13 protein-coding genes are annotated in these 12,359 nt (G+C 51.7%); 8 read left to right on the forward strand and 5 right to left on the reverse strand.

Features of this window, described 5'->3' with window-relative positions:
* Nucleotides 1-9 precede the first annotated feature (9 nt).
* From DFR47_RS15605 to DFR47_RS15625, 5 genes are all read right to left on the reverse strand, one after another.
* Nucleotides 10-1,020 carry a MotA/TolQ/ExbB proton channel family protein gene (locus DFR47_RS15605; RefSeq protein WP_113945333.1) on the reverse strand — a complete coding sequence of 337 codons (1,011 nt, stop codon included), beginning with the start codon at nucleotides 1,018-1,020 and terminating at the stop codon, nucleotides 10-12.
* 232 nt (nucleotides 1,021-1,252) lie between these two features.
* Nucleotides 1,253-2,044: an inositol monophosphatase family protein gene (locus DFR47_RS15610; protein ID WP_113945334.1), complete on the reverse strand. Its 792-nt coding sequence runs from the start codon at nucleotides 2,042-2,044 to the stop codon at nucleotides 1,253-1,255.
* A gap of 293 nt (nucleotides 2,045-2,337) precedes the next feature.
* Nucleotides 2,338-2,898 carry an elongation factor P gene (efp, locus tag DFR47_RS15615; RefSeq protein WP_113945335.1) on the reverse strand — a complete coding sequence of 187 codons (561 nt, stop codon included), beginning with the start codon at nucleotides 2,896-2,898 and terminating at the stop codon, nucleotides 2,338-2,340.
* A gap of 228 nt (nucleotides 2,899-3,126) precedes the next feature.
* Complete coding sequence (locus tag DFR47_RS15620) at nucleotides 3,127-4,269, reverse strand: tetratricopeptide repeat protein (RefSeq protein WP_113945336.1); 1,143 nt, start codon at nucleotides 4,267-4,269, stop codon at nucleotides 3,127-3,129.
* A gap of 48 nt (nucleotides 4,270-4,317) precedes the next feature.
* Nucleotides 4,318-4,983, reverse strand: a complete 666-nt coding sequence (locus DFR47_RS15625; protein ID WP_113945337.1) for a thiamine phosphate synthase — start codon at nucleotides 4,981-4,983, stop codon at nucleotides 4,318-4,320.
* Nucleotides 4,984-5,425: 442 nt separating this feature from the next.
* Between DFR47_RS15625 and DFR47_RS15630 the strand changes: the two genes are divergently transcribed.
* From DFR47_RS15630 to tolR, 8 genes are all read left to right on the forward strand, one after another.
* The gene (locus tag DFR47_RS15630; RefSeq protein ID WP_245416599.1) at nucleotides 5,426-6,652 is read left to right on the forward strand and encodes an OpgC family protein; all 1,227 of its coding nucleotides are present in this window, start codon (nucleotides 5,426-5,428) and stop codon (nucleotides 6,650-6,652) included.
* 554 nt (nucleotides 6,653-7,206) lie between these two features.
* Nucleotides 7,207-7,746 carry a protease adaptor protein RcdA gene (rcdA, locus tag DFR47_RS15640; RefSeq protein ID WP_245416589.1) on the forward strand — a complete coding sequence of 180 codons (540 nt, stop codon included), beginning with the start codon at nucleotides 7,207-7,209 and terminating at the stop codon, nucleotides 7,744-7,746.
* Nucleotides 7,747-7,845: 99 nt separating this feature from the next.
* Nucleotides 7,846-8,379 carry a crossover junction endodeoxyribonuclease RuvC gene (ruvC, locus tag DFR47_RS15645; protein ID WP_113945339.1) on the forward strand — a complete coding sequence of 178 codons (534 nt, stop codon included), beginning with the start codon at nucleotides 7,846-7,848 and terminating at the stop codon, nucleotides 8,377-8,379.
* Nucleotides 8,376-8,993: a Holliday junction branch migration protein RuvA gene (gene ruvA / locus DFR47_RS15650; RefSeq protein ID WP_113945340.1), complete on the forward strand. Its 618-nt coding sequence runs from the start codon at nucleotides 8,376-8,378 to the stop codon at nucleotides 8,991-8,993. Before ruvC ends, ruvA begins: the two co-directional genes overlap by 4 nt.
* A gap of 39 nt (nucleotides 8,994-9,032) precedes the next feature.
* Complete coding sequence (gene ruvB, locus DFR47_RS15655) at nucleotides 9,033-10,073, forward strand: Holliday junction branch migration DNA helicase RuvB (RefSeq protein ID WP_113945341.1); 1,041 nt, start codon at nucleotides 9,033-9,035, stop codon at nucleotides 10,071-10,073.
* On the forward strand, nucleotides 10,073-10,534 hold the full coding sequence (gene ybgC / locus DFR47_RS15660) for a tol-pal system-associated acyl-CoA thioesterase (protein WP_113945342.1): 462 nt from the start codon (nucleotides 10,073-10,075) through the stop codon (nucleotides 10,532-10,534). Before ruvB ends, ybgC begins: the two co-directional genes overlap by 1 nt.
* A gap of 581 nt (nucleotides 10,535-11,115) precedes the next feature.
* A complete protein-coding gene (gene tolQ / locus DFR47_RS15670; protein ID WP_113945344.1) occupies nucleotides 11,116-11,826 on the forward strand; it encodes a protein TolQ in 711 nt (236 codons plus the stop codon).
* 82 nt (nucleotides 11,827-11,908) lie between these two features.
* Complete coding sequence (tolR, locus tag DFR47_RS15675) at nucleotides 11,909-12,355, forward strand: protein TolR (protein WP_113945345.1); 447 nt, start codon at nucleotides 11,909-11,911, stop codon at nucleotides 12,353-12,355.
* The last annotated feature ends 4 nt before the right edge of the window (nucleotides 12,356-12,359 follow it).

Genomic DNA, 12,359 nt, shown 5'->3' on the forward strand with positions numbered 1-12,359 from the left:
TTTTCCGCCTTACTGTTCGCGCTTGGAAGCGGAGAGGATAGTGTTCAGCTTTTCGACGGCCTGACGCAGGGCTTTTTGTTCTTCTGCCTGACGTTCCACCCAGTCATTCATGCTCTGCTGGTCATGACGCATGGTTTTGACCAGTGCCTGCACACCTTCTGCCAGATTGGCGAGGGCTGCTGTGGTGCGCTGGCTGGTGCCGCTGCCATCCTGCATATTCTGAAGACGGTCGGAGAACTGGCGGATTTCTTCCAGCGTTGCATTGCCGTTTTCAACTGACACAGGGAGATCGGAGTTGAGATCGGTAACCGATGACAGCCAGTTTTCCAGTTCCGTGTAAAAACGGTTCTGCGCACGGCCGGATTGCAGGTCGAGAAAGCCGAGAATCAGCGAGCCGGACAGGCCGAACAGCGAGGACGAGAAGGCGGTGCCCATACCGCTGAGCGGGGCTTGCAGCCCGCTTTTGAGCGAATCCAGCACTGTGCCGGTATCATTGGATTTTGGATCAAGCGACTGAATAGTCTGGCCGATGGAGCCGATGGTTTCCAGCAAACCCCAGAATGTCCCTAACAGGCCGAGAAACACCAGCAGCCCGATCAGATAGCGGGAGATGTCGCGGCTTTCATCAAGGCGGGTGGCAATAGAATCAAGAATAGAGCGCATGGATGTGGCTGAGAGTGCCATCGATTGACGACGGCCGATCATTGCCCGCATTGGTGCCAGCAGAACCGGATCAGAAACGCTGTCGTCGCCGTCACGGAAGGAGTTGACCCAGCGGATTTCCGGTACAAGCCGCAAAACCTGCGTGAAAGTCAGCAGGATACCCACCAGCAGGACGCCGAGAATCAAACCATTGAGACCCGGATTGGTAACAAAAAATGTCTGAATCTGACGCATTAGAACCAGAGCCAGAAATGCCACCAAGGCCAGAAATATGATCATGATCATCATGACCATCCGCGGGCTGGAAAGCCGGTTCGGATCGTATTCAGTTCCCATGCTAATATCCCGCTTTGCCATACTGTTCTCTCGCTGAAGCCTGATGTGTTCGCTGTTCTGACCGGACATTGCATCCGTTCGTAGCTGCTATGGGACAGGACGCTACTGCAAAAATTTCAAAACGGAAACTTTTATTCCTGCCTCTTCCCATTGTTCATAGCTATTGCGGTGAAAACGAGAACAACCAATAAAAAAAATCCCCCGCTTGTCTGAGACAGGCGGGGGATTGATTACTTTAGTTTGCTAATACTACTCAAACCGGTTTTTTGAGGGTACGCAGCAGCTGCCCCTGAATAACTTCATTACCGGCAACAATGTTCTTCAGCTCATACATATCCTGCTGGCCGTTTTTGTCGGAAACAAAACCGCCGGCTTCGCGCACCATCAGAATACCGGCTGCCATATCCCACGGAGCCAGCGGTTCGTCCCAATAGCCGTCCACGCGGCCTGCGGCGACAGAGGCGAGTTCCAGAGATGCGGCACCAAATGCACGCATACCGGCAGCTTCACCCATCACATTGCGCAGTTCGATAAGGTAATGACCATGTTTGCCGCGACCCAGATGCGGCATGCCATGTGTGATTACGGCATCGGAAAGTTTGGAACGGGCTGCAACGCGCAGACGACGGTCATTAAGGAATGCGCCGCCGCCACGTTCGGCAGTGAAAAGCTCATCCGTTGCCGGATTATAAATCACACCGGCAACAACCTGTCCCTGACGTTCCAGAGCGATGGATACCGCAAAAACCGGAATACCATGCAGAAAGTTGGTGGTGCCGTCGAGCGGGTCAACGACCCAGCGGTGCTGGCTGTCAGCGCCTTCAACGGCGCCGCGTTCTTCCATCAGAAAGCTATAGTCAGGACGCGCACGGCGCAATTCACTGAAAATAATATCTTCTGCTTTTTTGTCGGCCTGACTGACATAGTCGCCCGGGCCTTTGAGCGAAACCTGCAGGTTCTGTACTTCGCCGAAATCACGCGCCAGTGAACGTCCGGCCTTCATCGCGGCCTGAACCATAACATTGAGAATTGCTGAGCGCGCCATATTTTACGTCCTGTTTGTGCATGCGAGCGGGCGGAGTGCATCTTCACCGCGATAAAGCTCTATGCGTTGGAATTTAAACAACAGAGCATCGAACCGAAAAAAGTACATACGGTTTTCGGATTATTTGATGCTCACTTATATAATATCAGAGCGTTCTTTGTGCGTGCAAATGGACGCACGGTGCTCTGCTATCATCCGCAGCGCCAAGTCCACGAATGAATAAAATTAGATATTATTAAAAGCGCCGGTCAGCCGGTAGCGGAGACCGGCGCTCTGTTTGTATACGCGGTTGATTAAGCGCGGGATACGTAAGTCAGTTCGTTGGTGTCAACGATGACGCGTTCACCGGATTCGATGAAAGGCGGTACGAGAATACGGATGCCGTTTTCCAGAATCGCAGGCTTGTAGGAAGAAGCCGCTGTCTGGCCTTTAACAACCGGATCAGCTTCTGTGATTGCCAGTGTAACCTGATCCGGTAGGCGGATACCGATCGGACGTTCTTCGTGCATTTCCACGGTGACCATCATGCCGTCCTGCAGGAATGCAGCGCGCTCGCCAACGAAATCTTTGTTCAGCTCAAGCTGTTCATAGGTTTCGGTATCCATGAAAATCAGCGCTTCGCCCTGTTCATAAAGGAAAGAGAAATCCTTCTGCTCAAGACGGATACGCTCAACGGTTTCAGCCGAACGGAAACGTTCATTCAGCTTGGTACCGTCGATGAGGTTTTTCAGTTCAACCTGATTATAGGCGCCGCCTTTACCAGGCTTTACCGCATTACATTTAACTGCTGCCCACAGACCGCCATTGTGCTCAATGACGTTGCCTGGACGGATTTCGTTACCGTTGATCTTCATATTCGCTAAATCCGGAATTAGTGTGAAATTTTCTCTGAACTGCCCTGTGAAATTGTGCTGCGCTTCATATCTCAACCGGTACGGGTTTGATCAATGCTGCTGCAGTGTGCGTCAGAGGGCTTGTCAGCCATATCAATCGGGTTTTCCAAGACCATAAATCTGCTATTTTGGCAAGTCTGATACAGGTTTCAGGCTGCACTATGTTAGCGAAACACTGATTTTCACAGGTCAGCGCAGATTATTGGCACGGGAAATGGCCTGTTGAATTTCTTCATCGGTCAGACCATCCATGAAAGAATCGAGATCTTTGGCATAGAGTTTCGAGCGTCGCGCCTGAATATACCATGCGGCGGCTTCAATGGAATTACCGTCTGTACCGATGCCGTCGCGATAGAGGCGAGCCACACGCGCCATCGCTGCAACATTGCCGCCGCGGGCTGCAGTCAGCATCCAGCGGAAACCGGCATCATAATTGCGTTCCCCGCCGCGCCCTTCCACCAGCCATGTTCCGAGATCGAGCTGTGCTGTATCATAATTTTTACGTGCGGCGAGCAGAAGATATTCCCGGGCCTCGGCCTCGTCGCGTTTTACATTAGTTGTGCCGTTGGCCAGAATCTGGCTGACCGCATATTGCCCGTCGGCCAGCCCGGCATCCGCAGCTTTCTGGAACCATGGGGCGGCTTCATCAACGCCTTTCATGCCCGGAGAGCGCATCATCAGCATCTGACCATAGTTGAACTGCGCCATGGCATTGCCTGCCTCAGCGGCTTTTTTCATCAGGACTTCGGCCTTTTTAGCATCTTTGGCCACGTAGATGCCCTGAAGCAGCATGGCCGCATAGCGGAACTGCGCTTCATTCTCGCCCTTTTCTGCAGCCAGTCCATACCAATGGGCAGCTTGTTTTTGATCGGCTTTGACCCCAAGGCCGCGGGCATAAATCTCAGCCACCAGTGTTTGCGCCGCCGGATCACCTGCTTTTGCCCGTTCCATACCTAGATTGAATGCCGTCAGATACAGGCCGCGCTGAAACGCACCAAATGCTGGATCGGCAACTTTACCGCCGAACCGGTTTTCGTTGAAAGCTGGCATTGCATCGGTTGATGCTGGTTGTTGCAGCATATCCGGCTGGTTTTTGGCCCATGAACCGGCCAGTTCAGGAATGGTAAAGCCGGTGGAGACTGACGGCACATCCAGCGGCTTTTCATCATGCTGAGACTGTTTTTCCGTCTCTGGTTTTGAAGCCCCTGTCTCTGTTTTTGCAGATGCAGGTTTTGTCTTGTCCTGAGCCATGGCTGGCAGGGAACCGGATAAAGCTGCCAGCATAAACCAGGCTGCACAGGTGCTGTTCAACAGAACGGATTTTTTCAGCATTATTTTACTCTTAATAACGACGGAGATGCGGGAGGCTCTCCGCCAATGTTATTCTTCAGTGTCGGCGGCGCTCATTTCATCGAGCTGGCGATTGGCATCTGCAACGATCTGTGCCGGATTGTCTGCAGAGAAAACAGCAGCACCCAATGCAATAAATTCTGCTCTTGTGGCGAAGCAAGCTGCCAGATCGTCAATCTTTGAACCGGCTTGTACAATCGCCGGAATCTCGACCATGGCTGCCCACCATTCGGCAAGAGACAGGTTGCGCGGGTGAGCTTCCGCTTTGCTGTCTGCGCCGATTTTGCCGAAGAACATATAGTCCGGCTGTAATTCACCGACTTCGAGGGCGGCATGACGTTCTTTAACATTGCCGGTGCCGACAATCAGCTTCGGAGTATAGCGTTCAATAGCATCTGCAATATCTGCCAGCGGACCTTCAATATGAACACCATCAGCGCCGACACGACCGGCAGTGCGGGTATCGTTCAGAATGATGGCCGCAGCACCGGCAGCCTGCACTTTACTCACAGCTGCTGCTGCGAAGGTCTGAAAAGATGCTTCATCCGTCTTGCCGTTATCAAGAATAACACTGGCAATATCACCAGCTGCCAGCGCTTTATCCAGCGTGGCGAGCAGCGTGTCAGATGCGTGTCCTTCCGAGGAAGGTGACGGAACCACCAGAACTAAGCGCGGACGGTTTTCAGGGAATTTCATTGGATAAAGCCTCGTTGAGGGGGGCGCAATAGCCCATAAAAGTGGCAAACTTCGGGAAACTGCAATTATTTACAGTGCAATATACCGGTCATTGCCTTCTGTTTAGAGCATAATTGCTAAAAGATAACAGGGTTTTTGCATGTAATAAGGCAAAACCATGAAGCCTTCGTTGTTTTTATGTTTTTCAGCCTGAGCGGCAAGTCTCAGATAGGCCGGTAACATCGGTAACATATTGTAACTGCCGGTTTTGTTTTCTTCTGGAAAATAATGTGATGGGGGTAAACGGTCGTCCAGCCGCTTTCGTGTCCCATTTGAGTCTTATTGTTGATAGCAGACAAAAACGTCTGCGGTTGTTGATAGCAGACGGAAAATGTCTGCGGATGTGATTTCAGCGAAGAAGCTGGGAATACGCAAGCAAGTCAGACAAAAGGCAGGCTGGCAGATGACAGGACAGATGATGGGATCAATGGTGAAAATGCGCGATACACGTCTTGATGTTTTCAGGGCGCTGGCATTGCTGAGCATTTTTATCAATCACGTTCCGGGCACGATCTATGAGAAATTCACGCATCGCGAATTCGGTTTTTCCGATTCTGCGGAAGCATTTGTGCTGATTTCCGGTCTTGCTGTTGCACTTGCCTATAGTTCCAAATTTGTTGAAGGCAATCGCCTGCTGCTGTCTCTGAAAATGGCACGCCGCTCGATGACGCTTTATATGGCGCAGATGATGACAACACTCATCACGCTGGCGATTTTCGGTTTTACCGCGATTTATATGAAGCGGCCGGAAATGCTGGAAATGATCAACATTAAAACCGTGATGGAGCAACCGGCGCAGGCTTTTGTCGGTCTGGTCACACTTGGCCACCAGCTTGGCTATAATAATATTCTGTCGCTCTATCTGGTGCTGATGCTGTTTGCGCCGCTGATGCTGTATCTGTCGCGGATCAGTATTTCACTGATGCTGACGATCTCCGGTTCGATCTGGTTTTTGTCCGGTTATTATCACATTGCACCGGTGAACTACCCGACGCAGGGCGTATGGTTCCTGAACCCGCTGTCATGGCAGTTCCTGTTTGCCATTGGTATCGGTGCGATGACCTACGTGAAGCAGGGCGGTCGTTTTGACCAGAACCGTCCGCTGATGATTGCGGCGATTTCTTATCTGGTTTTCTCCTTGTTGTGGCTGCGCGTTCCACATCCGAACTGGGATATTTCTTTCGGCCTGCCAGCGGTACTGACCGGCTTTGACAAGACCTATCTCTCGGCCACCCGCTTGCTGCATGTGCTGGCGATTGCTTATGTGATTGCAGGTATTCCTGCATTGTCGGCAAAAGCCCGTCTGGATATGAAGCATCCGCTGGCAATTCTGGGTAAACATTCGTTGCCGGTCTTTATTGCCGGTACCATTCTGGCGATGATCGGTCAGGCACTGCGCTATGTTTATCCGGTGAGCCTGTCCTTCGATACACTGCTGATCGCGAGTGGTATTATGGCTCAGTTTGCGCTGGTCTATTATCTGGAATGGCTGCCGCGTATCGGCTGGAAAGGCAAAGCGGTTGCGAAAGCCTCTGTGCCTGATGTTACGCCGCCGGATATGCGGCCTGCGGAAGGGCGCAATAAATCCCGTCCGATACCGGTTAAACCTTATTCAGTGACTGCGCATTAACCAAATATTAAAGTTAACGAATGAATATAAGGCTATCCGGTTTTGCCGGACTCTTACCGAGTGGACTTGGTCCCTCTGTATGACGCCTCCCTGTTAAACTTCTGAGAGCCGCTTTCGCGGCTCTTTTTTTATGTTCAGAGTTACGGGATGTCTTCTCTTTGTGGATAAATCTGTACCGGCAGCGCGTCGCAACTTTTCATGCTTGTACTGAAAATATTGATCGATTCTTTGTAACCAATTGAAGAATCTGCATTTATTTCGATTTAAGACATTATTCTCTCTGGCAAGCACAAAATCACAATTTATCTTTCTTTAACCATATTGTTGCGCGAGCGTGTATGAGCGTGCATTTTGCTTGGATAGGCTGTGGCCTGACGGTGTTTTCCAGTCACGCTTTGTGATGCAAACAAGTCAAGTGCAGCCTGAATGTTAAGGGATTCGCCGGTTTTTCGTGAAAAAAGCGTAAAAAACAGCGGAATCACTGAAATAGGGAATGCTTGTCAGAAATTTCAGATGCCGGTTTCTAAACCGCATTTGCCAGTGAGCAGAACAAGATGATGGAACAGACACATCGTAGCGAAAATACGGGCAGAGATAATATGATCCGCCTGTCGGAACGTATGGTCTTTTCAGACAGTTTCAAACCACTCTACAGTGAAGGTATGGCTTTGGTTGAAGAAGCCGCGGCCTATCTGGATGAAGAGGGCAAAGACGCTGCGCGCTCGCTGTCGCATCAGGCTGCAACTCTTTATGCAGCAGAATCTATGCGTCTGACGTCACGACTGATGCATATTGCATCCTGGTTACTGTTGCTGCGTGCCAGCCGTTCCGGTGATATGTCACGGGATATGGTCGCGCGTGAAAAAGCTAAAGTCAGTCTGGAAACCCTTTCTGCCGGTGAGAGCGCCAAAGGCTGGCAGGAACTGCCGGAAACTTTCCGCGATATGATTGCCCGCTCATTGCATTTGCAGGATCGCGTGCGCTGCATGGATGGCGACAGCTATCACAAGCAGATCCGTGAACTGGTTGAATGTAAAGGCAATGCGGTCTCAGATCAGATCGTTTTGCTTCGTACAGCTTTCGGCGGTAATTAATCTAATATCAAGGCGGATAAAACCGCCTTTTTTCTCAATGTTTCCATTTTGTTCACATTTTGATTGTTGAGTGCACCTTACACAAGGTAAGGTCAGCACATGAAACAGACGATTCGCATTATTGGTATTGATCCGGGATTACGCCGCACCGGTTGGGGCGTGATTGAGTCTGTCGGTAATTCCCTGCATTTTGTTGGTGCGGGTACTGTGACATCCAATGATAAGCTGGATCTGGCCTCCCGTTTGTGTCAGTTGCATGAGGGCTTAACTGCTGTTCTGCATCAAATGATGCCGGATGAGGCCGCTGTCGAGCATACCTTCGTCAATAAAGATGCGACAGCGACCCTGAAATTGGGGCAGGCGCGTGGTATTGCGCTGCTGGTGCCGGCGCAGGCGGGATTGCGTGTGGCTGAATATGCGCCGAATGCCGTGAAGAAATCGGTCATCGGTGTTGGCCATGGTGAAAAACAGCAGATTCATATGATGGTTAAAGTGCTGATGCCGCGTGCGAGCTTTGATACCAGCGATGCCGCCGATGCGCTGGCCATCGCGATTTGTCATGCCCATAACCGGCACAGCCTGTATAATCTGGCAGAATTGAAGAAGAGCGGGAGGATTGCAGCCATATCATGATCGGGAAGCTGAAAGGTGTCGTCGATGAAATCGCTGACGATCACGTCATTCTTGACGTGCATGGTGTCGGCTATGTGGCTTTTTGCTCTGCACGCACTCTGGGCAATTTGCCGTCACAGGGCGAAGCGGCAATTTTGCTGATTGAAACCTATGTCCGTGAGGATGTGCTGCGGCTCTACGGTTTCGGCACAGCGCTGGAGCGTGAATGGTTTCGTCTGTTGCAGAATGTACAGGGCGTGGGTGCCAAAGTGGCATTGGCGGTACTGGGCACATTAACACCGTCAGAACTCGCAAATGCTATTGCTTTACGCGATATTGCGATGGTGTCACGCGCGCCGGGTGTCGGTAAAAAAGTGGCAGAACGTATTGTTACCGAGCTGAAGAACAAAGCCCCTGCCTTTGCCGGTGATGCGGGCGCCAATATCGGATTGAAACAGGAAATCGGTGAGGGTGTTGCCTCGACCGCTGTCAGTGATGCGGTTTCCGCTTTGAGCAATCTCGGCTATTCACGTGATCAGGCCGCCAATGCGGTGGCAAGTGCATTGCGCGAGGCTGGTGAGGATGCGGATTCCGCCAAGCTGATCCGGCTTGGTCTGAAAGAACTGGCGCGATAAGATCGCGCCCCGAAATAATTGAAAATGCGGGTGTGAGCAATGAGTGATGAAGATCGTCTGATTTCTGCGCAAAAGCGCGGGGAAGATACGGACGTGGCTTTGCGTCCGCAAAGTCTGGATGACTTTGTCGGTCAGGCAGCGGCGCGTGCCAATCTGAAGGTCTTTATTGAAGCTGCGAAAACCCGTGGTGAAGCGCTCGATCATGTGTTGTTTGTCGGCCCTCCGGGATTGGGTAAAACCACGCTTGCGCAGATTATGTCGAAAGAGCTCGGAGTTAATTTCCGCTCGACCTCAGGGCCGGTAATCGCTAAAGCCGGTGATCTGGCGGCATTGCTTACTAATCTTGAAGACCGTGATGTGCTGTTTATCGATGAAATTCACCGTCTGAGCCCTGCGGTGGAAGAAATTCTCTATCCGGCAATGGAAGATTTTCAGCTTGATCTGATTATTGGTGAGGGGCCGGCAGCACGCTCCGTTAAAATCGATCTGGCGCGGTTTACGCTGGTTGCGGCCACTACGCGCCTTGGTCTTTTGACGACGCCTTTGCGTGATCGTTTTGGGATTCCGGTGCGGCTGAATTTCTATACGGTCGATGAGCTGGAATATATTGTGCGGCGCGGTGCGCGTTTGATGCAGCTGAATATTTCGGAAGATGGTGCCCGCGAGGTCGCTCGACGTGCCCGCGGTACGCCGCGTATTGCCGGGCGTTTGTTGCGGCGTGTGCGTGACTTTGCCTTGGTAGCAAAGGCAGATGTTGTTGATGCGAAGATTGCCGATGAAGCGCTGATCCGGCTGGAAGTGGATAATATCGGCCTTGATCAGCTGGATCGTCGTTATCTTAATATGATTGCACGTAATTTCGGTGGTGGGCCGGTCGGCATTGAGACCATTGCGGCCGGATTGTCGGAGCCTCGCGATGCGATTGAAGATATTATTGAACCCTATCTGATCCAGCAGGGGTTTTTGCAGCGTACACCACGTGGTCGTGTGCTGACCGCAGTCGCATGGCAGCATTTGGGGCTGACGGCGCCGACTGATCTGGCTGCGCGCCAGATCACGCTGTTTGAGGATGAAGCCTGATGTCCGATAATTTGAGTGCGAATGAGTCTGAAGTGATCAATGGCACTTTGACTGCTGAAGGTCATCGTTTGCTGGCACGGGTCTATTACGCCGATACCGATTTTTCCGGTGTGGTTTATCATGCCCGTTATCTGGAGTTTCTCGAGCGTGGCCGCACAGATTTTCTGCGTTTAAAAGGTGTGCACCACACCGCGCTGGAAGAGGGGCAACTGGGCGAGCCGATTGTCTGGATTGTGCGGCGCATGGAGATTGATTTCCGTCTGCCTGCCCGTATCGATGATATGCTGGTGATTGAAACTTCAGTCACAGAAGCTTCCGGCGCACGGGTAACTATGCAGCAGCGCATTCAGCGACAAAACGGTGATGTGCTGATTGAAGCGCGGGTCGAAGCTGCCCTGATCAATAAGCAGGGACGCCCGCGTCGTATGCCTGCGGCCTGGAAAGAGTTGTTTACCGCTTAGAGCGCATCCCGAAAAGTGTGAAACGGTTTTCGGACAAGATGCGCGTCAAATCAGAATGTTAGAGCGGTTTACGTTCAGACTGGATCATGGCGCTCGCTCTGGTTTCTTTAGCTTGTCGCCTTACTCGGACTGTCCAAGTTGATCCAGCTTGACTGTAAAATGCTCCAGAAACGATACGAGCGGTTATTGCGCTGTAAACCGCCTGAAACCCAGCCTTTTGCGATCATAAAAATGATTGACCTCGCGAGAAAATACGGGCAATTGCGGCGAATCCTAACTTATCTTTAACCATAATAGTTCATCTTTAGGGCAAGACGGAGTGGTGACGGCATGAATCTGCCTGTCGCCTTCCTTTCACCAAAATTAACCGTAAAAAGCATTGTGACCGGTCATGCACAATCATTGTGTCCGGCAACAGCAGATACGGCACAAAGCAATTCGGCGGGCCGTGCACGCAACAATGCATCCGGACCGCTCAAGGTAACAACAGATCAAAACGGCTGCGCGGGAAGCGCAAAGAACCGTTTTGCTTTTGCCGCCCGGTGATGAGCCGGGCGTTTGGATTCGAGGACAGGTGACAAATGGAAGCTCTACCCATTGCAGCACACACAAGTGATGTCAGTCTCTGGGGACTGTTCATGCAGGCTAACTGGGTTGTCAAACTGGTCATGCTGGGTTTGCTGGCAGCCTCAATCTGGACATGGGCAATCATCGTAGACAAAACACTGGCCTATCGCCGTGCGACAAGTGCCATTGACCGTTTTGAGCAGGTGTTCTGGTCCGGCCAGTCTCTGGAAGAACTCTACCGCAATCTCGGTGAACGCCGTACCACCGGTATGAGCGCCATTTTCATGGCAGCTATGCGCGAGTGGAAAAAGTCTTTTGAAAAGGGCGCACGTTCTCCGATTGCATTGCAGATGCGTATTGAAAAAGCGATGGATGTGGCGCTGGCGCGTGAAAACGACAAGCTGGAATCCCGTCTCGGCTTTTTGGCGACGATTGGTACTTCGGCACCGTTTATCGGTTTGTTTGGTACGGTTGTCGGTATTATGACCTCCTTTATGGCGATTGCGGCTTCCAAAAATACCAGTCTTGCCGTTGTGGCACCGGGTATTGCGGAAGCGCTTCTGGCAACGGCGATCGGTCTTCTGGCCGCTATACCTGCCGTTATTGCCTATAACAAGCTGACAGCGGATGCGGGGAAAATCACCTCGAGGATGGAAGGTTTTGCCGATGAGTTTTCGGCCATACTGTCGCGACAAATTGATGAGAAGCTGACGCCGCGCGGATAATTTATCCGGTTTCGTTCACAGCAGGCGTTTACAATTCAGGCCGGTTATCAGGTCATAAGATGAAGGCCGGAAGGTTCTAAAGATGGGTATGTCATTAGGAAGTCAGGGCGGAGGCGGTCGTCGCAGACGCGGCGGCAAAAAGGCTCCGATGAGCGAAATCAACATCACGCCTTTCGTGGACGTGATGCTGGTGCTGCTGATTATCTTCATGGTCTCCGCACCATTGCTCACCTCCGGTGTGCCGATTGATCTGCCGGATACGCAGGCCAAGGCGCTCAATGCCGATACCCAGCCGATCACCGTTTCTGTGAATGATAAGGGGCAGGTCTATCTGCAGGAAACCGAGATCGACATTACAGAAGTGGTGCCGAAACTCGAAGCCATTGCCAAGACCGGTTATGAAGAGCGCGTTTTTGTACGCGGCGATAAAAATGCAGATTACGGCACTGTGATGAAAGTCATGTCCCGCATCTCTGCCGCCGGTTTTAAGAATATCGGTCTTGTGACCCTCCAGGAGCAGGATAGCTGACGCC

The organism is Pseudochrobactrum asaccharolyticum, assembly GCF_003314995.1.
Lineage (GTDB): Bacteria > Pseudomonadota > Alphaproteobacteria > Rhizobiales > Rhizobiaceae > Pseudochrobactrum > Pseudochrobactrum asaccharolyticum.

Bases quoted from the DNA above. Each gene is read 5' to 3' on its own strand.
- DFR47_RS15605 (WP_113945333.1), bottom strand. From the start codon at position 1,020: ATGGCAAAGCGGGATATTAGCATGGGAACTGAATACGATCCGAACCGG.
- DFR47_RS15610 (WP_113945334.1), bottom strand. From the start codon at position 2,044: ATGGCGCGCTCAGCAATTCTCAATGTTATGGTTCAGGCCGCGATGAAG.
- efp (WP_113945335.1), bottom strand. From the start codon at position 2,898: ATGAAGATCAACGGTAACGAAATCCGTCCAGGCAACGTCATTGAGCAC.
- DFR47_RS15620 (WP_113945336.1), bottom strand. From the start codon at position 4,269: ATGCTGAAAAAATCCGTTCTGTTGAACAGCACCTGTGCAGCCTGGTTT.
- DFR47_RS15625 (WP_113945337.1), bottom strand. From the start codon at position 4,983: ATGAAATTCCCTGAAAACCGTCCGCGCTTAGTTCTGGTGGTTCCGTCA.
- DFR47_RS15630 (WP_245416599.1), top strand. From the start codon at position 5,426: ATGACAGGACAGATGATGGGATCAATGGTGAAAATGCGCGATACACGT.
- rcdA (WP_245416589.1), top strand. From the start codon at position 7,207: ATGATGGAACAGACACATCGTAGCGAAAATACGGGCAGAGATAATATG.
- ruvC (WP_113945339.1), top strand. From the start codon at position 7,846: ATGAAACAGACGATTCGCATTATTGGTATTGATCCGGGATTACGCCGC.
- ruvA (WP_113945340.1), top strand. From the start codon at position 8,376: ATGATCGGGAAGCTGAAAGGTGTCGTCGATGAAATCGCTGACGATCAC.
- ruvB (WP_113945341.1), top strand. From the start codon at position 9,033: ATGAGTGATGAAGATCGTCTGATTTCTGCGCAAAAGCGCGGGGAAGAT.
- ybgC (WP_113945342.1), top strand. From the start codon at position 10,073: ATGTCCGATAATTTGAGTGCGAATGAGTCTGAAGTGATCAATGGCACT.
- tolQ (WP_113945344.1), top strand. From the start codon at position 11,116: ATGGAAGCTCTACCCATTGCAGCACACACAAGTGATGTCAGTCTCTGG.
- tolR (WP_113945345.1), top strand. From the start codon at position 11,909: ATGGGTATGTCATTAGGAAGTCAGGGCGGAGGCGGTCGTCGCAGACGC.